This window comes from Citrobacter sp. S39 (genome assembly GCF_009495675.1).
GTDB classification, from domain to species: domain Bacteria; phylum Pseudomonadota; class Gammaproteobacteria; order Enterobacterales; family Enterobacteriaceae; genus Citrobacter; species Citrobacter freundii.
The window spans coordinates 1,570,850-1,592,205 of the sequence record NZ_CP045555.1; the positions used below are offsets into that span (position 1 = coordinate 1,570,850).

The window sequence follows — 21,356 nt, forward strand, 5'->3', positions numbered from 1 at the left end:
ATACTGCGCGCCGAAGCTGACCAGACAGTCGCCGCTTCGTCGTCGTCCTCTTCGGGGGAGACGGGCGGAGGGGAGGAAAGTCCGGGCTCCATAGGGCAGGGTGCCAGGTAACGCCTGGGGGGGAAACCCACGACCAGTGCAACAGAGAGCAAACCGCCGATGGCCCACGTAAGTGGGATCAGGTAAGGGTGAAAGGGTGCGGTAAGAGCGCACCGCGCGGCTGGTAACAGTCCGTGGCACGGTAAACTCCACCCGGAGCAAGGCCAAATAGGGGTTCACAAGGTACGGCCCGTACTGAACCCGGGTAGGCTGCTTGAGCCAGTGAGTGATTGCTGGCCTAGATGAATGACTGTCCACGACAGAACCCGGCTTATCGGTCAGCTTCAACTCATTCAAAAACAATACGTTGGTGTGTCTCAGGCCGTAATAGGTGAAAATGTGACACAAACTGTGATACAGACGAGGCACACCAACGGCTGTTCCATCCCGAATATCCTAAAGCGTGGCAACCGTTACAGCCTTCATTTTAGACTGCCTTCAGGCGGTTTCTTTCGTGTGTCGCTGGGCTGCGATTCAGCCAGTAGAGCAAGATTTATATCTTCCCGTCTCTCGATGTTTATTTCTCTTGTAAAATCGTCCAAGATGGAAGCAACGCTATTAATGGATATAGTGCAGAAAATGAAGAAGTTAGAACAAGACGATATTGATAAGTATTTGCTTGAAATTCAGGCAGGTTTTTATGCCGCAGCGAAAAAAATCCCCTCTACTGTACGTAGTACCTTGCGAAAATCAGGTTCATTGGCCCGTGAAAAACGTATTGCTCTTGATGTTGGATTGCTACTTGATGGAACCTTCAAACAAGATGTTGAGCCGCTATCGACAGATTCAGTTGTAGAACAACTTGGTAGCCAGTTTGATCTTACGGGCATGGAGGATGAAATCGATATTGTGGCTTCACAGTATGACCTCCTCTGGAGACACTATTGCGATGCACATATAGCCCTTATGGAACAGCGACATTCTGATTACCAACAGATTGTTAACTCCATGCGTCCAGACAACCACTATGCGCCTACCGTAGCCGATAAACCTGAAGAATCATTGGCCTCTGGGATTACTTTATCTAAGGCATGGCAGGGATTTCTCGCATTTAAGCCTAATTGGGTGCCTAAGATTCGACAGGGTAATGAGAAATATTATGAAGTGATAGAGATGGTTCTTGGTGCTGATACGTTAGTTACTGAAATCACTCGGCGCGATATTAAACACTTGCTTGAAGTCGTTGAAGGTCTTCCTCGCCAAAACAAGAGGCCATACAACAGGATGACTATCCAGCAATGTTTAGATTTGGATGAGGTTCCAGAAGAAGACTTAGTTTCATCAAAAACGGTCAAAGATTATCTGAAACTTTGTCAGGGGTTATTTTCAACCTACCTGACCAAAGAAGAGGATATTCTTGAATTACCGCCTACAAACAACGTCAAGTATGAAGCAAAAAGTCACAGCTACGGCCATTACAATCGTACAGAAATGAGAAAGATGGTAGAACACTTCGCGACATTAGATGGTTGGAATAAATGGGGTTTTTTGTTGCTAGCGTATACAGGGGCCCGTCGTTCTGAAATCGCAAAACTGAAGGTTTCAGATGTGCGCTTGGACGACGATAGCCAACGGTATTACATCATGATCGGAGATAGTAAGACTGAGGCGGGGATTCGGCAGGTTCCTATCTCAAAACGTTTGATCAATATGGGTTTTTTGGATTATTTGGATAGCAAACAGACAGATGCCAACTTGTTCCCAGAAATCACTAATACAAGTCAGGTAACGCGGTTTTTCCATGCGATACGTGAGCAATTGGGTATTGATTATCTTGATGATTATAAAAATAGACGTATTGTGCACAGCTTACGTCACACTTTCGTAACTGAGATTCAGGCAAAGCACACCCTCACACTTGTTCAGCAAACGATAGGCCACGAACATTCAAACCAAGGGCAAACCAAGGTTTACACGGGCAAGATGAAAGTTTCGGATTTGCTTCCAGTTGTTGATAGTGTTGATTGGTTTTAGTGATAGTCATTCTAATTCAATGGGTTTGCTGAGCCGTAGCTAAGCGTTTATCGACAGGGAAGCACAATGTTGGAGTATCGCAAAAACGGAAAAATTGCAGAAGCAAACCTGAAAAATACCGCAGATTAAAATATTCTTTGCACTGCTATTTGTTTTGAGTTATTGTTATTTTGGGTTTCTATATCCCATGTAAACTTTCTTCGAAAAAATTTCATCCATCTTTTTTGCCGTCAGGCTTTGCTTGATGGGGTTTGCACTACCTGTACCCGCTTCGTTTTACGGTGGTCAGATGGTAATAACTTATACGTGTGTACGCGAGGGTTGTTTATATAACTAACTTGTGGGGGTACTGTGTCAGAAGAAGGATGTACTCAGTCAATGCTCACGCAGGCTACGCCTTACACAACCAAAGGTCATGTACACGGGCGTTACAGGGTAATCGATGGTGATGTTTTCATTCGTCATGGTTACTCCTACCCGATCAACACCACCGACAAATCTGGTGTTCGCCTTGATATCCTTACCCCTATAGCAGAACAGCTTGATGCGATACTATCCATCTACAGCCGGGTTTACTTCTCTCGCTTCGATTTACGCTTACCTGAGAATACCCCAATAGACACAGGCAACAGGTGGGTAAGCGACCTGTTTAAAAAACTACGTGAACGCCTGAGGGCTAAATTAAACAGGCCTGAGGGATTGGCAGAACCGATCCTCAACTTTGCTTATGGCTGGGTACGGGAGCAAGAGAAAGCAAAACAGGTGCATTACCATTGCTGGATTGCCCTCCCGCATCGACAGGTCAGACGCCTTGGGACACCCACAAGTGGCATTGCCGGAAGCATTGTTGAAATCTGGATGGGTCTGACGGGCGGTAAAGCAGCGCTGGTGGAGCTGCCAAAGGCAACGGAAAGATATCCGAATCATTACGTTATCGAAAGAAATAAGCCGGAAACGCTAAAGGGTCCATTTCTGTGGGTATCGTATCTGGCGAAAGAGCGTGGAAAGTATCAGACCGGAAATGGGGATCGGGTCCACTCAACATCAAAATTGAGCAATAAAAACCATAATTGCTAAATCCTTCGTGTAACGCTCTCTACGGCCTTCAAGTTAGGAAGTAGTACCTACGCATTACCCACACTACAAAAAAACGCTCACGATAGCGCTCATTGCGTTTAACAATGCTTTCTCTCATATACTACGGCTTAAATTTTAAATATAGCACTCCATCACTATCTTTTCCAGGTGGATTTAAGCTGGTGTGCGGCTCCGCTGGATTTACTGTCGCCAGAATATTTCGAATTAATTGACCCGAAAATAGCCATAATTAAGCCTCAAACGTTGGCAGGGCAGCATCTGAATCTGAGTGAAGACAGGTTAAATCTTACGCCTCTTTGATGTTCCAGTTTCGTTTGATAGTCGGGAGACTTAAATTCAGTGCTAACGCCGCTTTGGACTGACTCAGCCCCTTAGCTCTGGCTTCCTGTACACGCTGAAGGGTATCTGCCGCAACCGGACGGCCTAACTTCTTCCCTTCCTTCCTGGCTCTTACTAATCCTTCTTTTGTGCGTTCAATAATGCGGGATTTTTCGAACTCCGCAAACGCTGAAAACATTTGTAGCATCAGCTTCCCTTCCGCCCTGGAAAGGTTACGCACAGGCAGATCCAGCGACACTACATCTATCTCTTTTTCTACCAACATCGCTATAGTTTGCTGCACATCGATGTTGTCACGACCTAAGCGATCTAGCTTCAGCACCACCAGTCGATCCCCAGCTTCCAGCTTATGAGTAACCATATCGGCAAAGCCTTTACGCTTCATTGCCTGTACGCCACCGGATACCGTCTCCGAGACAACACGATTCTCAGGCACTTCATAACCAGCCTGACGAATCGCCATAATCTGGTTTTCTGTTGACTGTTCGCTGGTAGACACACGGCAATATGCAAATGTACGGCTCATAATCGCTCTCCTGATTGGTATCAAAAACGGTATCACAATCAACTAATGGTATCATAATGTCAATGTGCTAATTTAATGATACTAATTTAGGGTAGGGTTTACTGGTGTCATAAAACGTTCGATTGTTGATACTAACTAGGTCAATGCGATTGGCCTGTATGATATTTGTAAAAGATCGAGAGTTATCTTTGGAATCTGGCGGAACCTGCTTGACCGATCTGACAATCGCTTAGCAATTTTTGTGAACTAGCAAAAGAGAGCAAGACTTGATGGAAAATTCACATAATTGGTTGTGTGCTGTTAGTTGTCCCTAGCTCGCTAAAAACCAAATAAAAACAATAGATTGATGAAATTAAAAAAAAGATAAAGTTTAGGCCAAAGTGGTCGATAACTTGAATGACACAGGTAAGCCTGGCTTATATACCCAAAAGGAAAATTTTATGGCACAAGTTATCAATACCAACAGCCTATCGCTGTTGACTCAAAATAACCTGAATAAATCACAGTCTTCTCTGAGTTCGGCTATTGAGCGTCTGTCCTCTGGTCTGCGTATCAACAGCGCGAAAGACGATGCTGCAGGTCAGGCGATTGCTAACCGCTTCACATCTAATATCAAAGGTCTTACTCAGGCTTCCCGAAACGCCAACGATGGTATCTCTATCGCTCAGACCACTGAAGGCGCGTTGTCTGAAATCAACAACAACCTGCAGCGTGTTCGTGAGTTGTCTGTACAGGCAACTAACGGCACTAACTCTCCGTCTGACCTAGATTCTATTCAAAATGAAATTACCCAACGTCTGGGGGAAATCAACCGTGTATCTGGTCAGACTCAGTTCAACGGTGTGAAAGTACTGGCATCTGATAACTCTATGACCATTCAGGTTGGCGCTAATGATGGAGAAGCTATTACTATAAACCTAAAAGAAATTACAGCTGAGACTTTGGGTTTAACCGGATTTAACGTTAATGGTAAGGGTAGCGTAAATAACACTGTTGCAACAGCTAAGGATTTAACAGATAACAAATTTATTAGTACTGATAATGGTAAGACCTATACTGGCTCTGCAGGTTTAGCTAATGCAAAAGCTGGTGATGTATTTGGTAAGATGGTTGATACTGGCACAGTTACGACAACTATTGATAATGGTTTCGGTACTGTAAAAAGTAATACGTACAAATATGATAAAGCAAGTAATAGTTTTTCTTTCGATATCGGTGACACTGCTGGTACAACTGCAACACAAGTAGCAACTTACTTAAATCCAACTGCTACTGATAAAACTAAAGCTTCTGTTGAAATCAATGGCTCTTCCCAAGCGGTTATTATTGATCGTAATGGTAAAATGACTGCTGCAGATGATAATGCAGAACTTTTCATTGATAACTCTGGTAATTTAACTAAGAATGACAAAACTGGCGGCAAAACAGCAACTTTAGGAAATCTAGCGCTCAATAAGACAGGTACCAGCACTGCGGTTCAGTCCTCTATTACTACCGAATCAGGCACCAAAATTGCAATTGCTGGTAGTACTGACGGCACTACCGCAGGTAAGATCAGCGCTACTAATGTGAAGATTAGTGCTGAGGATCTTAAAGCTAAAGCAGATACTGCGGGTTTTACTACGAGTACTGGATTTGCAGTGGCTATTGGTGGTGACCAGAAAGCAACCCTTAACGGTTCTGATGCATACGTTAAAGGCGATGGATTTACTATCGACAACACTGCAAAATATTACGTGCAAGAAGACGGTGCTATCACCAACGGTTCTGGTAAGGTTGCTTATAAAGACGCAGATGGTAAAATTACTACTGATGCTAAAACTGAAACAGCAAAGACAACCGATCCTATGGCAAAGTTGGATAAAGCTCTAGCTAAAGTTGACGCATTACGTTCTGACTTGGGTGCAATCCAGAACCGTTTCGATTCTACCATCACCAACTTGGGCAACACTGTTAACAACTTGACTTCCGCACGTAGTCGTATCGAAGATGCTGACTATGCGACAGAAGTGTCTAACATGTCTCGTGCACAGATCCTGCAACAGGCGGGTACTTCTGTTCTGGCACAAGCAAACCAGACAACCCAGAACGTACTGTCTCTTCTGCGTTAATATAGTTTTTAGTGCTAAGCCCCGTGATTGCGGGGCTTTTTTATTTAATATGCTAAAGTCGGTTATTAGGTACAACTGTTATGAATGATATCTCATATGGTCGAGAAGCGGAAAAATGGCCCCGAGAATATTCTATGCTTGCTCGCAGGATACAATTTCTACGCTTTAACGATTATCCTGTGAAGCTGGTAAGCAGCAATGGGCAATCAATAGTTGGTTATATTTCAAAGTTTAACCAGAAAGAAAATGTAATTTTGGCATCTGATGAGGCCAAGGGATGCAATCGAGTTGAAGTCAAACTTGAGTTTCTCGCATCACTTGAAGAATTGCCTGTTGGCGAGAATTTAACCGCAAAACTTATTGCTGCTGATGTTTTTAATGTTCAGCCATGTGAACCAACAAGGAAAGACTTTTTTTCTATCTGCAATAAGTGTTTCAAACAAGGGGTGGGTATAAAAGTAAATATGCTAGATGGGCGCATTCTGATAGGGGAAACTACTGGCGTTAATGCTTGTCAGGTCGGAATGATTAGACCTAATGGCAGCCATATGCAGGTCATGTTTGACTGGGTCAGCAGAATAACATCTTCAGATTATTACGATTAAACTTTAATATTATCATTTAGTTATAAGTATTTTGGAAGGGTATTTGGTTAAGAGAATGAGTAACTAATTCAATAAATATGGAGCCGTTTAGCTGATCTTACATCTTGTTTTGTTTTCAATATGACGTTACGAAAGGAGGCCGCTAGATGCAGCCCCTGAAGTTCGTTTGGACTGACCCCACCCCGGTAGACGATCCTGCCCTATAGTTGGACTGACCCCACCCCGGTAGACGATCCTGCCCTATAGTTGGACTGACCCCACCCCGGTAGACGATCCTGCCCTATAGTTTGAGCATAGGGGGAGCATATGGGCACACCACGATTTACACCTGAATTTAAGGAAGAAGCCGTCCGACAGATAACGGAACGCGGTTATTCCGTTGCCGAAGTATCTGACCGTCTGGGCGTTTCTGCCCACAGCCTCTACAAGTGGCTACGGGCTATCAAACCGGATAACAGCGAGCAGCATGCCCGGGATTTACTGGAAGCCAAAAGCGAGATCCTGAAACTACGGGCGCAGCTAAAACGTACCGAAGAAGAACGGGATATCCTGAAAAAGGCCGCGCGGTACTTTGCAAGGGAGCCCGACTGAAGTACCGCTTTATCAATGAGCACCGCACTGTATGGGGTGTGATGACAATGTGTCGGGTACTGGATGTCGCCCGGGCCGGGTTCTACGCGTGGCTGCATAACCCGGTCTCGGCACGTGATAAAGATAACCAGCGTCTGCTGACGCTTATCCGTGACTCATATTCACTGAGCGGAGGCGTATACGGTTACCGGCGGGTTCATGGCGACCTGAACGAAATCGGGGAAACCTGCGGTAAAAACCGGGTGGGCCGTATTATGCAACTGAACCGGATTAAAGCCGTGCGCGGCTATAAAGCGCCGCGTCGTATCGCTGGCAGACCTTCAGTGGTTGCCCCTAATCGCGTGCAGCGGCAGTTTACTGTTGTCCGGGCCAATCAGGTCTGGGTCACCGACATTACTTATATCCGCACCTGGCAGGGCTGGCTGTATCTGGCGGTGGTTATCGATCTCTTCGCCCGTAACGTGGTGGGCTGGTCGATGAAGCCCACTCTCTCACGCGAACTGGCGCTGGATGCACTGATGATGGCGGTCTGGCGACGTAAACCCGACGGCGAGGTCATCGTGCACTCAGACCAGGGAAGCCAGTACGGCAGTGACGACTGGCAGCGCTTCTGCCGGGCCAATAACCTGGTCCCGAGCATGAGCCGGCGTGGCAACTGCTGGGATAATGCGGTGGCCGAATCGTTCTTCAGTTCACTGAAAAAAGAGCGCATCAGGAAGAGAATATACAAAACCCGGGATCTAGCCCGGGCGGATATCTTCGATTACATTGAAGTGTTCTACAACCGGGCCCGGCGCCACAGTCACCTCGGCGGCGTCAGTCCGGAGGCCTTCGAACAGGCCTCGTCGTGAGGACAGAATTTGTCTACCGGGGTGGGGTCAGTCCATCAACGGCTCGGAAGTGTCTAGATTATCCGTGGCGATTCAGTCCTTACACCAAGACTTTCGATACGAGCGATAGTAAGTAAATTTCAGGGCTATCGTTGTGATACAAACTGCGATACAGTCTGCGACACAAGACAACTCCAGCGCCGCAGATGCCTGACGTATGGTTGAACGAAGCCGCCTTATCGGTCAGCTTCACTCTTTATAAAACCCCGCTTCGGCGGGGTTTTTGCTTTCCGGATAGGCCAGATGAGTGACTGTCCACGAGGCTATGCTCAAAAGAACGCGGCTTATCGGTCAGCTTCACTCTTTATAAAACCTCGCTTTGATGGGTTTTTTGCTTTCTGGGCAGGTTGTTATGCCTGATGGCGCTGCGCTTATCAGGCCTACAGGGATGGCTGGAACGGGTTTTGTAGGCCGGATAAGGTGTTTACACCGCCATCCGGCAGACGTTTTACCTGTCGCGTTACGCTTGGTTTAACACGATTCTGGCGTTTATTTTCTCTTCATCTACTCTTTATTTGACTTTTATTTATGCGCTGAACGTCTTTTATTTGAGGGAATGCGTTGTGGGATATTTCCGTTTTTGTGATGGCTAGCACAAAACGCTGCGCGATACGTTTTTATCGAGAATAATCGAACGCAATCGATCGCCATCACAAAATTACGCGCTAATAAAGTGCACAAAATTGGTGTTAATATAATGTTGAATATGATAATTATTTGTATCGTATAGATTGAATTTTAATAAACGCAATGTTTCTTTACAAACAAATATGACGAAAAAATGTGAAGCATGGCGTTATTTAATCACCACAAACGGTAAAATATAATTATATTTGATAAATTACTCATTAAATTTAAGTGTCATTCTGCCCGATAATTGCGCTGTAATTGATTGAAATATAGCCTTTCCTGGTTTTTAGAAATAACAGATAAAATGGCGATGTTATAGCCATAAAAAATCGTTATCCCCCCATCTTTTTTTGATTAAAGTCAGGGTAAAGTGAGATATGTATTTCATATCTATATGATTTATAAGTGGTTTCATTTTTTATAATAGTCTTACAAAATGTAAGTCAAGGGGATTTGTGAGGGGTAGCACATATCCTTGTTTGCTTAATTTGGTACACTTCCTGCCGTCAACAAAGTAATTAACGCAGGTCGATATGAATACTATTACACTCCCTAAAACACAGCACTTAGTGGTCTTTCAGGAAGTCATTAGAAGCGGTTCTATCGGCTCAGCTGCAAAAGAATTAGGTTTAACTCAACCCGCTGTCAGTAAAATCATCAACGATGTTGAGGCTTATTTTGGTATTGAGTTAGTTGTGCGTAAAAATACTGGTGTGACATTGACTCAGGCAGGTCAGGTGATGCTCTCATGGTCTGAATCAATTACCCGTGAAATGAAAAACATGGTTGATGAGATGAACAGCATGACGAGCAATGCGGTCGTTGATGTGTCGTTTGGTTTTCCTTCACTGATTGCCTTCACCATCATGTCCGGCATGATTAAAAAATTCAAAGAGGTATTCCCGAAAGCACAGGTTTCTATGTATGAAGCTCAGCTCTCCTCGTTCTTACCGGCAATCCGTGACGGGCGTCTGGATTTTGCCATCGGTACGCTGAGCGATGAGATGAAATTGCACGATCTGCATGTGGAGCCGCTCTTTGAGTCAGACTTTATCCTGGTTGCCAGCAAGTCCCGAACATGCACCGGCATCACCTCGCTGAGCGCGTTGAAAAACGAACAGTGGGTGTTGCCACAAACGAATATGGGGTACTACAGCGAACTTCTTACCACGTTACAGAATAATGGCATCAGCAGTGAAAACATCGTTAATACTGACTCCGTCGTCACCATTTATAATCTTGTTCTCAATGCTGATTTCTTAACAGTAATTCCCTGCGATATGACCACACCGTTTGGCTCAAACCAGTTTATTACTATCCCGGTACAAGAAACCTTACCCGTCGCGCGTTATGCCGCCGTGTGGTCGAAAAATTATCGAATTAAAAAAGCAGCATCTATTTTGGTGGAATTAGCCAAAGAGTATTCATCATATAATTGTCGGAGACGAAGGCAATTAATTGAAATTGATTAAAGATTGAAATTGTTTTAACAAAAAATAAACGCCATCTGTCTATATCTGACAATGGTCACGGCTATCTATTTACTTTAATACCCTAGTAAGAGGTTCTAATGCACATTACATACGATCTCCCAGTTGCAATTGAAGATATCCTCGAAGCGAAAAAAAGACTGGCGGGGAAAATTTATAAAACGGGAATGCCTCGCTCTAACTATTTTAGTGAACGTTGCAAAGGGGAAATTTTCCTCAAGTTTGAAAACATGCAGCGTACCGGTTCATTTAAAATCCGTGGCGCTTTTAACAAGCTCAGTTCCTTAACAGAAGCAGAAAGAATGAAGGGCGTGGTGGCTTGCTCTGCAGGTAACCATGCGCAAGGGGTTTCTCTCTCCTGCGCCATGCTCGGTATCGACGGCAAAGTGGTGATGCCGAAAGGCGCACCGAAGTCTAAAGTAGCGGCAACCTGCGATTATTCCGCGGAAGTTGTGCTGCATGGCGACAACTTCAACGACACCATCGCTAAGGTTAGCGAGATTGTGGAAACGGAAGGCCGTATCTTTATTCCACCATATGATGACCCGAAAGTTATTGCTGGTCAGGGCACTATTGGTCTGGAAATTCTGGAAGATCTGTACGATGTCGATAACGTGATTGTGCCAATTGGCGGTGGTGGACTGATTGCAGGTATTGCGGTGGCAATTAAATCTATTAACCCGACCATTAAAATTATTGGCGTGCAGTCTGAAAACGTTCACGGCATGGCGGCTTCTTTCCACGCTGGAGAAATAACCACGCACCGAACGACCGGCACCCTGGCAGATGGTTGTGACGTCTCTCGCCCGGGTACTTTAACGTATGAAATCGTTCGTGAGTTGGTGGATGACATTGTCCTGGTCAGCGAAGATGAAATTCGCAACAGCATGGTGGCATTAATTCAGCGAAATAAAGTTGTAACTGAAGGTGCCGGTGCGCTGGCATGCGCAGCATTATTAAGCGGGAAATTAGATAGCTATATCCAGAACAGAAAAACAGTCAGCATTATTTCTGGCGGTAATATCGACCTTTCTCGTGTATCTCAAATTACTGGTTTAGTTGACGCTTAATATACTTCGTTGAGGATAGGATATGAGTACTACTGATAGCATTGTATCCAGCCAGACAAAACAGTCGTCCTGGCGCAAATCGGACACCACCTGGACACTGGGTTTATTTGGTACAGCCATCGGCGCTGGGGTGCTGTTCTTCCCTATCCGCGCAGGTTTTGGCGGACTGATCCCCATTCTGATCATGCTGGTGTTAGCATACCCCATCGCGTTCTATTGCCACCGTGCGCTGGCACGCCTGTGTCTTTCCGGTTCTAATCCTTCCGGTAACATCACAGAAACGGTTGAAGAGCACTTTGGTAAAACGGGCGGCGTGGTTATCACGTTCCTCTACTTCTTTGCGATTTGTCCGCTGCTGTGGATTTATGGCGTCACCATCACCAACACCTTTATGACCTTCTGGGAAAACCAGCTGCAAATGCCAGCATTGAACCGTGGCTTCGTGGCGCTGTTCCTGTTGCTGCTGATGGCATTCGTCATCTGGTTTGGTAAAGATCTGATGGTTAAAGTGATGAGCTACCTGGTATGGCCGTTCATTGCCAGCCTGGTGCTTATCTCTCTGTCACTGATTCCTTACTGGAACTCAGCGGTTATCGATCAGGTTGATATCAGCAATATCGCTCTGACTGGCCATGACGGCATCCTGGTTACCGTATGGCTGGGTATTTCCATCATGGTGTTCTCTTTCAACTTTTCGCCAATCGTTTCTTCCTTCGTGGTCTCTAAACGCGAAGAGTATGAGAAAGATTTCGGTCGCGAATTTACCGAGCAGAAATGTTCTAAAATCATCTCCCGCGCCAGTATGCTGATGGTTGCGGTGGTAATGTTCTTCGCCTTTAGCTGCCTGTTCACGCTGTCTCCGGCAAACATGGCGGATGCGAAAGCGCAGAACATTCCAGTACTGTCTTATCTGGCGAACCACTTCGCTTCACTGTCCGGGACGAAGTCCACCTTCGCGACCGTTCTGGAATACGGTGCTTCTATTATCGCCCTGGTTGCTATCTTCAAATCGTTCTTCGGCCACTACCTGGGTACGCTGGAAGGTCTGAACGGTCTGGTGCTGAAGTTTGGTTACAAAGGCGATAAGACCAAAGTTTCCGCCGGCAAACTGAACACCATCAGCATGATCTTCATCATGGGCTCCACCTGGGTTGTGGCTTACGCCAACCCGAACATCCTGGACCTTATTGAAGCAATGGGCGCGCCGATTATTGCCTCTCTGCTCTGCCTGCTGCCGATGTATGCCATCCGTAAAGCGCCATCACTGGCGAAATACCGTGGCCGTCTGGATAACGTGTTTGTTACCGTGATTGGTCTGCTGACCATCCTGAACATTGTCTACAAACTGTTTTAATCCTTAAGCTCAGGATGAGCGGAGTAGTGAAATGAATGAGTTTCCGGTAGTACTGGTTATTAACTGTGGTTCGTCTTCCATTAAATTCTCAGTGCTGGATGCAGCTAACTGTGAAGTTTTAATGGCGGGAATCGCGGACGGTATTAACTCTGAAAATGCGTTCATAGCAATTAATGGAGGAGAGCCAGCTAAGCTGGCTCACCACAGCTACGAAGACGCATTAAAAGCAATTGCCGTTGAACTAGAGAAACGTAATTTAATGGACAGCGTGGCCTTAATTGGCCACCGCATTGCACACGGCGGAAATATCTTTACCGAATCAGCAATTATTACTGACGAAGTTATTGATAATATCCGCCGGGTATCGCCGCTAGCACCGTTACATAATTATGCGAACCTGAGTGGGATCGAATCTGCTCAGCACCTTTTCCCAGGCGTACAGCAGGTTGCGGTATTTGATACAAGCTTCCACCAGACGATGGCCCCTGAAGCCTATTTGTACGGTTTACCGTGGAAATATTTCGAAGAGTTGGGCGTTCGTCGTTACGGCTTCCACGGCACGTCGCATCGCTATGTTTCTCAGCAAGCGCATGACCTTCTCGACCTGCAGAGTGATGACTCGGGTCTGGTTGTGGCTCACCTGGGGAACGGTGCGTCAATCTGTGCGGTGCGTAACGGGCAGAGCGTTGATACCTCAATGGGCATGACGCCGCTGGAAGGGTTGATGATGGGGACACGCAGCGGCGACGTCGATTTCGGCGCGATGGCGTGGATTGCCAGCGAAACCAACCAGACGCTGAGCGACCTTGAGCGCGTAGTGAATAAAGAGTCCGGTTTACTGGGTATTTCCGGTTTGTCTTCTGACTTACGTACGTTAGAAAAAGCCTGGCACGAGGGACATGAGCGTGCGCAGCTGGCGATTAAAACGTTTGTGCATCGTATCGCGCGTCATATCGCCGGCCATGCTGCATCGCTGCATCGTCTTGATGGGATTATTTTCACCGGTGGCATAGGTGAGAACTCGGTATTAATTCGTCGTCTGGTTATTGAGCACCTTGCTGTTTTAGGCGTGAATATCGACAACGAAATGAATAGTCTGCCAAATTCCCATGGCGAAAGAATTATCTCAAATAAAGATGCTCGTGTTGTTTGTGCGGTAATTCCCACAAACGAAGAGAAAATGATTGCACGTGATGCCATTGCATTAGGCAAAATTAATACATCAGTAGAATTTGCATAATTAATTTTCAGCAGAGAGATTATTTTTCATGAAGGTAAATATCGATACCAGCGATATGCTGTATGCCGAAGCCTGGAATGGCTTTAAAGGTACGGACTGGAAAGAAGAAATTAATGTCCGTGATTTTATTCAGCACAACTATACGCCTTATGAAGGGGATGAATCTTTCCTCGCCGAAGCAACGCCTGCGACCACTGCATTGTGGGAAAAAGTGATGGCGGGCATCCGTATTGAAAACTCGACGCACGCGCCGGTTGATTTCGATACTAATATTGCTACCACGATAACCGCGCATGATGCGGGTTATATTGAACAAGAACTGGAAAAAATCGTTGGTCTGCAAACGGATAAGCCGCTCAAGCGCGCTCTGCATCCGTTTGGTGGCATCAACATGATCAAAAGCTCTTTTGATGCTTATGGTCGTGAGATGGATGCTGATTTTGAATACCAGTTTACTGAACTGCGTAAAACCCATAACCAGGGCGTATTCGACGCCTACTCTCCGGATATGCTGCGCTGCCGTAAATCCGGCGTGCTGACCGGTCTGCCGGACGGCTATGGTCGTGGCCGTATCATCGGTGACTATCGCCGCGTGGCGCTGTACGGTATTCGCTACCTGGTGCGCGAGCGTGAACTGCAGTTTGCCGATCTCCAGTCGAACCTGGAGTGGGGCCAGAATCTTGAAGCCACGATTCGTCTGCGTGAAGAGCTGTCTGAGCACCGTCGCGCTCTGCTGCAAATGCAGGAAATGGCTGCGAAGTATGGCTGCGATATCTCCCGCCCGGCGCGTAATGCGCAAGAAGCGGTGCAGTGGGTGTACTTTGCTTACCTGGCTGCGGTGAAATCGCAGAACGGCGGCGCGATGTCGCTGGGCCGTACCGCATCGTTCCTCGACATCTACATTGAGCGCGATTTCAAAGCAGGGATTTTAAACGAGCAGCAGGCGCAGGAGCTGATCGACCACTTCATTATGAAGATCCGTATGGTGCGCTTCCTGCGTACGCCGGAATTCGACACCCTGTTCTCAGGCGACCCTATCTGGGCGACCGAAGTTATCGGTGGTATGGGGCTTGATGGCCGCACGCTGGTGACGAAGAACTCGTTCCGCTATCTGCATACGCTGCACACCATGGGCCCGGCACCAGAGCCGAACCTGACGGTGCTGTGGTCTGAACAGCTACCAATCGCCTTTAAAAAGTATGCTGCCCAGGTGTCGATCATTACCTCGTCTTTACAGTACGAAAACGACGATTTGATGCGTGCCGACTTTGACAGCGATGACTATGCCATTGCCTGCTGCGTCAGCCCGATGGTTATCGGCAAACAAATGCAGTTCTTCGGGGCGCGTGCCAACCTCGCTAAAACGTTACTGTACGCAATCAACGGCGGCGTGGATGAGAAGCTGAAAATCCAGGTCGGGCCGAAAACGGCACCACTGATGGATGACGTGCTGGACTACGACACGGTGATGGAGAGCCTGGACCACTTTATGGATTGGCTGGCCGTGCAGTACATCAGCGCGCTGAACATCATCCACTACATGCACGACAAGTACAGCTACGAAGCATCGCTGATGGCGCTGCACGATCGTGATGTCTATCGCACGATGGCCTGTGGTATGGCGGGTCTGTCCGTGGCGGCGGATTCTCTGTCGGCTATCAAATATGCTCGCGTGAAACCGATTCGCGATGAAAACGGTCTGGCGATTGATTTTGAAATCGAAGGAGACTATCCGCAATACGGCAACAACGACGAGCGCGTAGACAGTATTGCCTGCGACCTGGTCGAACGCTTTATGAAGAAAATTAAAGTGTTGCCAACCTACCGTAACGCGGTGCCGACGCAGTCCATTCTGACCATCACCTCCAACGTGGTGTACGGACAGAAAACTGGTAACACGCCAGACGGACGTCGCGCGGGTACGCCGTTTGCGCCAGGGGCAAACCCGATGCACGGCCGCGATCGTAAAGGTGCGGTGGCGTCGTTAACCTCGGTCGCCAAACTACCGTTCACCTATGCCAAAGACGGTATTTCGTACACCTTCTCCATTGTACCGGCAGCGCTGGGCAAAGAGGATGGAGTGCGTAAAACCAACCTGGTCGGTCTGCTGGACGGTTACTTCCACCATGAAGCGCATGTGGAAGGTGGGCAGCATCTGAACGTTAACGTTATGAACCGTGAAATGTTGATGGATGCCATTGAGCACCCGGAAAACTATCCGAACCTGACGATCCGCGTGTCTGGCTATGCGGTGCGCTTCAACGCGCTGACCCGTGAACAGCAGCAGGATGTTATTTCACGTACTTTCACCCAGGCGCTCTGACGCCGGAGGGACTATGAGAAAAGTTATTGCAACCGAATGTGCGCCAGGGGCTATCGGGCCTTACGTACAGGGTGTGGATCTGGGCAGCATGGTGTTGACGTCAGGTCAAATCCCGGTGTGTCCACAGACCGGTGAAGTGGCTGAAAACGTATCCGATCAGGCGCGTCAAAGCCTGGAAAACGTGAAAGCGATTGTCGAGTCTGCAGGTTTGAAAGTGAGCGATATCGTCAAGACCACCGTTTTCGTTTCCGACCTGAACGACTTCGCCACCATCAATCAGGTGTACCAGCAGTTCTTTGATGAGCATAAGGCAATCTACCCTACGCGCAGCTGCGTGCAGGTCGCCCGCTTACCCAAGGATGTGAAGCTGGAGATTGAAGCCATCGCCGTACGTGGCGACACGCTGTAATCCCTTGCGGGGCGATCTCAGGATCGCCCCGATCCTTAATGAGTGTGAAACCTGGTCTTCACTGAACGGCAATCCGAGGGTGTGGATATGATTAGCGCATTCGATATTTTCAAGATTGGCATTGGACCTTCCAGCTCCCATACCGTGGGGCCAATGAACGCAGGTAAAAGCTTTATCGATCTGTTGGTCAGCAGCGGGGAACTCCCCAAAGCTACGCATATTGTGGTCGATCTTTATGGATCGCTTTCCTTGACCGGAAAAGGTCATGCGACAGATGTCGCCATCATGATGGGACTGGCCGGTAACAGTCCACAAAATGTTAATATAGATTCTATCGCTGGTTTTACTCAGGAAGTGGCCCGTACCGGACGTTTACCGGTTGCAGAGGGCACGCATGTTGTCGATTTTTCCCCAGACGAAAATATTCTCTTTCATACCGAAACGCTGCCGCGCCATGAAAATGGCATGCGTATCACCGCGTGGAACGGCACCGAGACACTATTAAGCAAAACCTATTACTCCGTCGGCGGTGGTTTTATCGTTGAAGAGGAGCAATTTGGTCAGGCGCATGATGTTGAAGCACACGTACCCTACAATTTTCATTCCGCCAGCGAACTGCTGAAACTGTGCGAGCGCAACGGGCTGTCTGTTTCCGGCCTGATGATGCAAAACGAACTGGCGATGCGCAGCAAAGAAGAAATCGATGCTGGCTTTGCTGCCATTTGGGACGTTATGCACGCTGGAATTGAGCGAGGCATGAACACCGAAGGCGTTCTGCCGGGTCCACTGAACGTCCCGCGCCGCGCCGTGGCATTACGTCGGTTGCTGGTTTCCAGCGATAACCTGTCCAGCGACCCAATGAACGTTATCGACTGGATCAACATGTTCGCGCTGGCCGTGAGCGAAGAAAACGCCGCCGGATGCCGGGTTGTGACGGCACCGACCAACGGAGCATGTGGGATTATCCCTGCTGTCCTGGCCTATTACGACAAGTTCCGCCGCCCGGTGAATGCAAACTCCATTGCCCGCTACTTACTGGCCGCGGGGGCGATAGGCGCGCTGTATAAGATGAATGCCTCGATTTCGGGTGCCGAAGTGGGCTGTCAGGGTGAGATTGGCGTTGCTTGTTCAATGGCTGCTGCCGGGCTGACCGAGTTGCTTGGTGGTAGCCCGTCTCAGGTGTGTATTGCGGCGGAAATCGCTATGGAGCATAACCTGGGGCTGACCTGCGATCCGGTCGCCGGACAAGTGCAAATACCGTGTATTGAGCGCAATGCGATCAACGCGGTAAAAGCCGTCAACGCCGCGCGTATGGCGCTACGTCGAACATCTGAGCCACGCGTTTCGCTCGATAAAGTGATCGAGACCATGTATGAAACGGGCAAAGATATGAACGACAAATACCGTGAAACGTCACGTGGTGGTCTGGCTATCAAAGTGATTTGCACTTAACTAAATTTGTGTTTATTTCTCCTTTGGGCGCACTTGAGTGCGCCCTTTTTTTTGTTGTGATCCGCTTCAAAAAGGGAAATTAATCCTATTTTGTAAATATAAAATAGAAAAATTTTATTAAACATTATGAAATGAGTGGGTATTTATGTGAAGTTTTTCTCTGACCCTCGGCGTATGATTTCTCCATTCTAACGAACTCGCCTGCACGACTCGTACCGCGTATCGCATTGATGCGGAACGGAAAAATAATAAAACCTTACCCTACATTTTGAGCGAGATTTTTATGGAAACGGCAACGAATAACAGCGTAATACTCGACGCATCTGCTCCGGCGCGTCGGGCGGGGATGACCGAAAGTGAATGGCGTGAAGCCATTAAATTCGACAGCATGGACACTGGCTGGGTCATTATGAGTATCGGTATGGCAATTGGCGCGGGGATTGTTTTTCTTCCCGTCCAGGTAGGATTGATGGGGCTGTGGGTGTTCTTACTCTCTTCTATCATCGGCTATCCAGCCATGTATTTGTTCCAGCGCCTGTTTATCAACACGCTGGCTGAGTCCCCAGAGTGTAAAGACTACCCGAGCGTGATCAGCGGCTATCTGGGTAAGAACTGGGGCATCCTGTTAGGTGCGTTGTATTTTGTGATGCTGGTTATCTGGATGTTTGTCTATTCCACCGCCATCACCAACGATAGCGCCTCTTATCTGCACACGTTTGGCGTTACTGAAGGTTTACTGTCCGACAGCCCGTTCTATGGCCTGGTGCTGATTTGCATCCTGGTGGCCATCTCGTCACGCGGGGAAAAACTGCTGTTTAAAATCTCCACCGGCATGGTGCTGACCAAGCTGCTGGTAGTGGCAGCGCTTGGCGTATCGATGGTTGGGATGTGGCATTTGTATAACGTAGGTTTACTGCCGCCGATGGCGCTGCTGATCAAAAACGCGATCATAACGTTGCCATTTACGCTGACCTCAATTCTGTTTATTCAGACATTAAGCCCGATGGTTATCTCGTATCGTTCTCGCAACAAATCCATTGAAGTGGCGCGCCATAAAGCCCTGCGAGCGATGAATATCGCGTTCGGCATTCTGTTCGTGACCGTCTTTTTCTACGCCGTTTCCTTCACGTTGGCGATGGGCCATGACGAAGCGGTTAAAGCTTATGAGCAGAATATTTCCGCTCTGGCGATTGCCGCGCAGTTTATCAGCGGTGCGGGTGCTGGTTGGGTGAAAATCGTCAGCGTAGTTTTGAACATCTTTGCCGTTATGACCGCTTTCTTCGGCGTCTACTTAGGTTTCCGTGAAGCGACTCAGGGGATCGTAATGAACGTGCTGCGCCGCAAAATGGCAGCCGAGAAAATTAACGAAACCCTGGTTCAGCGCGGCATTATGATTTTTGCCATCCTGCTGGCCTGGAGTGCAATTGTGCTCAATGCGCCGGTACTGAGCTTCACCTCTATTTGTAGTCCTATCTTCGGCATGGTGGGTTGTCTGATCCCGGCCTGGCTGGTCTACAAAGTTCCTTCACTGCACAAATACAAAGGCGCTTCCCTGTATCTGATTATTATCACGGGCCTGCTGCTGTGCGTTTCTCCGTTCCTGGCATTTTCCTGAGTTATCTGAGCAAAGGTTGTTGTTATGTTTGAGACTACATTGAATCCATTATGGGATAGTTTTATCCGCGCGGTACAGGAAGAGGTTAAGCCTGCGCTGGGTTGTACGGAACCTATCTCTCTGGCGCTGGCGGCAGCGGTCGCATCCTCTGAGCTGGACGGCGCGGTTGAACGTATTGATGCGTGGGTCTCACCGAACCTGATGAAAAACGGCATGGGCGTTACCGTGCCGGGTACTGGAATGGTCGGGTTACCTGTCGCGGCGGCGCTGGGTGCGCTGGGGGGAAATGCCCGTGCTGGTTTAGAGGTACTGAAAGATGCGTCGCCCCAAGCAATCGCTGATGCGAAAGCGATGTTGAGCGCTGGCAAGGTTGCGGTGATGCTGCAGGAACCTTGCGAGGATATCCTCTTTTCCCGCGCGAAAGTTTACAGCGCTGAAGGATGGGCGTGCGTGACGATTGTGGGCGGTCATACCAACATAGTCCACATCGAGACCAATAAGGGTGTAGTGTTCACCACAGAACAGAATGCTCAGGAAGAGGAGCTGGAGTCGCCGCTGGCGGTATTGTCTCACACATCGCTGGAAGAGATTCTGGCGTTCGTGAACGCGGTACCGTTTGAGTCGATCCGCTTTATTCTTGATGCGGCAAAGCTGAACGGTGCGCTGTCTCAGGAAGGGCTGCGCGGTAACTGGGGCTTGCACATCGGAACCACGCTTGAGAAGCAGTGCGCGCGTGGCCTGCTGGCGAACGATCTCTCCACCTCTATTTTGATCCGTACCAGTGCGGCATCGGATGCGCGAATGGGCGGGGCGACGCTGCCGGCCATGAGCAACTCCGGATCCGGCAATCAGGGTATTACCGCGACTGTTCCGGTCATGGTGGTGGCCGAGCACTTTGGCGCGGATGAGGAGAAACTGGCGCGGGCGCTGATATTGTCTCACCTGAGCGCTATTTACATCCATCATCAGCTTCCGCGTTTGTCTGCGCTATGCGCGGCAACCACGGCGGCGATGGGCGCAGCAGCGGGGATGGCATGGATCGTGGATGGCCGCTACAACACCATCGCGATGGCGATCAGCAGCATGATTGGCGACGTGAGCGGAATGATTTGCGATGGCGCTTCAAACAGCTGCGCGATGAAAGTCTCAACCAGCGCATCTGCGGCGTGGAAAGCGGTGCTGATGGCACTGGATGATACTGCCGTAACCGGAAACGAAGGGATTGTGGCGCATAACGTGGAACAATCTATCGCTAACCTGTGTGCGCTGGCGTGTCGGTCGATGCAGGAAACCGACAAGCAGATCATTGAGATCATGGCCAGTAAGGCGCATTAATCTCCAGGTCGGGTAGGGCGTTGCCGCCACCCGGCATAAGTCTAAGCCGCCTTTTCAGGCGGCTTCTTCGTCTTCCAGCCGTAGTTCAGCATCGGCCACAATCGCTTCCAGCTCTGTCAGCATTTCTTCATAGCCGAAGGGAACCGTTTCCCGTTTTTCCGGCACCGCCTGCGGCTGGCGTTTTTTTGATGATTTCTTGCTCAAT

16 protein-coding genes and 1 other RNA gene are annotated in these 21,356 nt (G+C 48.3%); 15 read left to right on the forward strand and 2 right to left on the reverse strand.

Features of this window, described 5'->3' with window-relative positions; translation table 11 throughout:
- The first annotated feature begins 12 nt into the window (after positions 1–12).
- The 3 genes from rnpB (at position 13) to GFB57_RS07465 (ending at position 3,150) form a co-directional block, all read left to right on the forward strand.
- Positions 13–389, forward strand: an RNA gene (gene rnpB / locus GFB57_RS07455) — RNase P RNA component class A.
- A gap of 289 nt (positions 390–678) precedes the next feature.
- A complete protein-coding gene (locus tag GFB57_RS07460; RefSeq protein WP_286499487.1) occupies positions 679–2,073 on the forward strand; it encodes a tyrosine-type recombinase/integrase in 1,395 nt (464 codons plus the stop codon).
- A gap of 378 nt (positions 2,074–2,451) precedes the next feature.
- Positions 2,452–3,150 carry an inovirus-type Gp2 protein gene (locus GFB57_RS07465; protein ID WP_290366974.1) on the forward strand — a complete coding sequence of 233 codons (699 nt, stop codon included), beginning with the start codon at positions 2,452–2,454 and terminating at the stop codon, positions 3,148–3,150.
- A gap of 307 nt (positions 3,151–3,457) precedes the next feature.
- Here the strand turns inward: GFB57_RS07465 and GFB57_RS07470 are convergent, their stop codons facing one another.
- Positions 3,458–4,036, reverse strand: coding sequence for a recombinase family protein (locus GFB57_RS07470; protein WP_079225950.1), 579 nt, complete (start codon positions 4,034–4,036; stop codon positions 3,458–3,460).
- A gap of 440 nt (positions 4,037–4,476) precedes the next feature.
- Between GFB57_RS07470 and GFB57_RS07475 the strand changes: the two genes are divergently transcribed.
- From GFB57_RS07475 to GFB57_RS07530, 12 genes are all read left to right on the forward strand, one after another.
- Complete coding sequence (locus GFB57_RS07475; protein ID WP_290366950.1) at positions 4,477–6,147, forward strand: FliC/FljB family flagellin; 1,671 nt, start codon at positions 4,477–4,479, stop codon at positions 6,145–6,147.
- Positions 6,148–6,227: 80 nt separating this feature from the next.
- Positions 6,228–6,752, forward strand: a complete 525-nt coding sequence (locus GFB57_RS07480) for a phase 1 flagellin transcriptional repressor (RefSeq protein ID WP_290366951.1) — start codon at positions 6,228–6,230, stop codon at positions 6,750–6,752.
- A 306-nt stretch (positions 6,753–7,058) separates the two neighbouring features.
- Positions 7,059–8,194 (forward strand): IS3 family transposase gene (locus tag GFB57_RS07485; RefSeq protein WP_201304748.1). Its coding sequence is split into 2 segments (ribosomal slippage): positions 7,059–7,305 and positions 7,305–8,194, totalling 1,137 coding nucleotides; the frame shifts between segments, so codons are not numbered across the junction.
- A 1,202-nt stretch (positions 8,195–9,396) separates the two neighbouring features.
- Complete coding sequence (gene tdcA, locus GFB57_RS07490) at positions 9,397–10,335, forward strand: transcriptional regulator TdcA (protein ID WP_003024882.1); 939 nt, start codon at positions 9,397–9,399, stop codon at positions 10,333–10,335.
- A 98-nt stretch (positions 10,336–10,433) separates the two neighbouring features.
- A complete protein-coding gene (tdcB, locus tag GFB57_RS07495) occupies positions 10,434–11,423 on the forward strand; it encodes a bifunctional threonine ammonia-lyase/L-serine ammonia-lyase TdcB (protein ID WP_003024877.1) in 990 nt (329 codons plus the stop codon).
- Between the two features lie 22 nt (positions 11,424–11,445).
- Complete coding sequence (gene tdcC, locus GFB57_RS07500; RefSeq protein WP_003024875.1) at positions 11,446–12,777, forward strand: threonine/serine transporter TdcC; 1,332 nt, start codon at positions 11,446–11,448, stop codon at positions 12,775–12,777.
- A 31-nt stretch (positions 12,778–12,808) separates the two neighbouring features.
- Positions 12,809–14,017, forward strand: coding sequence for a propionate kinase (tdcD, locus tag GFB57_RS07505; RefSeq protein WP_003024873.1), 1,209 nt, complete (start codon positions 12,809–12,811; stop codon positions 14,015–14,017).
- A 28-nt stretch (positions 14,018–14,045) separates the two neighbouring features.
- Entirely contained in the window at positions 14,046–16,340 is a 2,295-nt protein-coding gene (pflB, locus tag GFB57_RS07510) for a formate C-acetyltransferase (protein ID WP_003024871.1), read from the forward strand.
- Between the two features lie 13 nt (positions 16,341–16,353).
- The gene (locus GFB57_RS07515; protein WP_003024870.1) at positions 16,354–16,749 is read left to right on the forward strand and encodes an enamine/imine deaminase; all 396 of its coding nucleotides are present in this window, start codon (positions 16,354–16,356) and stop codon (positions 16,747–16,749) included.
- 87 nt (positions 16,750–16,836) lie between these two features.
- The gene (tdcG, locus tag GFB57_RS07520; RefSeq protein ID WP_003024868.1) at positions 16,837–18,201 is read left to right on the forward strand and encodes an L-serine ammonia-lyase; all 1,365 of its coding nucleotides are present in this window, start codon (positions 16,837–16,839) and stop codon (positions 18,199–18,201) included.
- A 283-nt stretch (positions 18,202–18,484) separates the two neighbouring features.
- On the forward strand, positions 18,485–19,816 hold the full coding sequence (locus GFB57_RS07525; RefSeq protein ID WP_003024866.1) for an amino acid permease: 1,332 nt from the start codon (positions 18,485–18,487) through the stop codon (positions 19,814–19,816).
- Positions 19,817–19,840: 24 nt separating this feature from the next.
- Positions 19,841–21,151, forward strand: a complete 1,311-nt coding sequence (locus GFB57_RS07530; protein ID WP_003024865.1) for a serine dehydratase subunit alpha family protein — start codon at positions 19,841–19,843, stop codon at positions 21,149–21,151.
- Positions 21,152–21,205: 54 nt separating this feature from the next.
- On the opposite strand, the gene GFB57_RS07535 is transcribed toward GFB57_RS07530, so the two are convergent.
- Positions 21,206–21,355: a hypothetical protein gene (locus tag GFB57_RS07535; protein WP_003024862.1), complete on the reverse strand. Its 150-nt coding sequence runs from the start codon at positions 21,353–21,355 to the stop codon at positions 21,206–21,208.
- Position 21,356 lies beyond the last annotated feature (1 nt).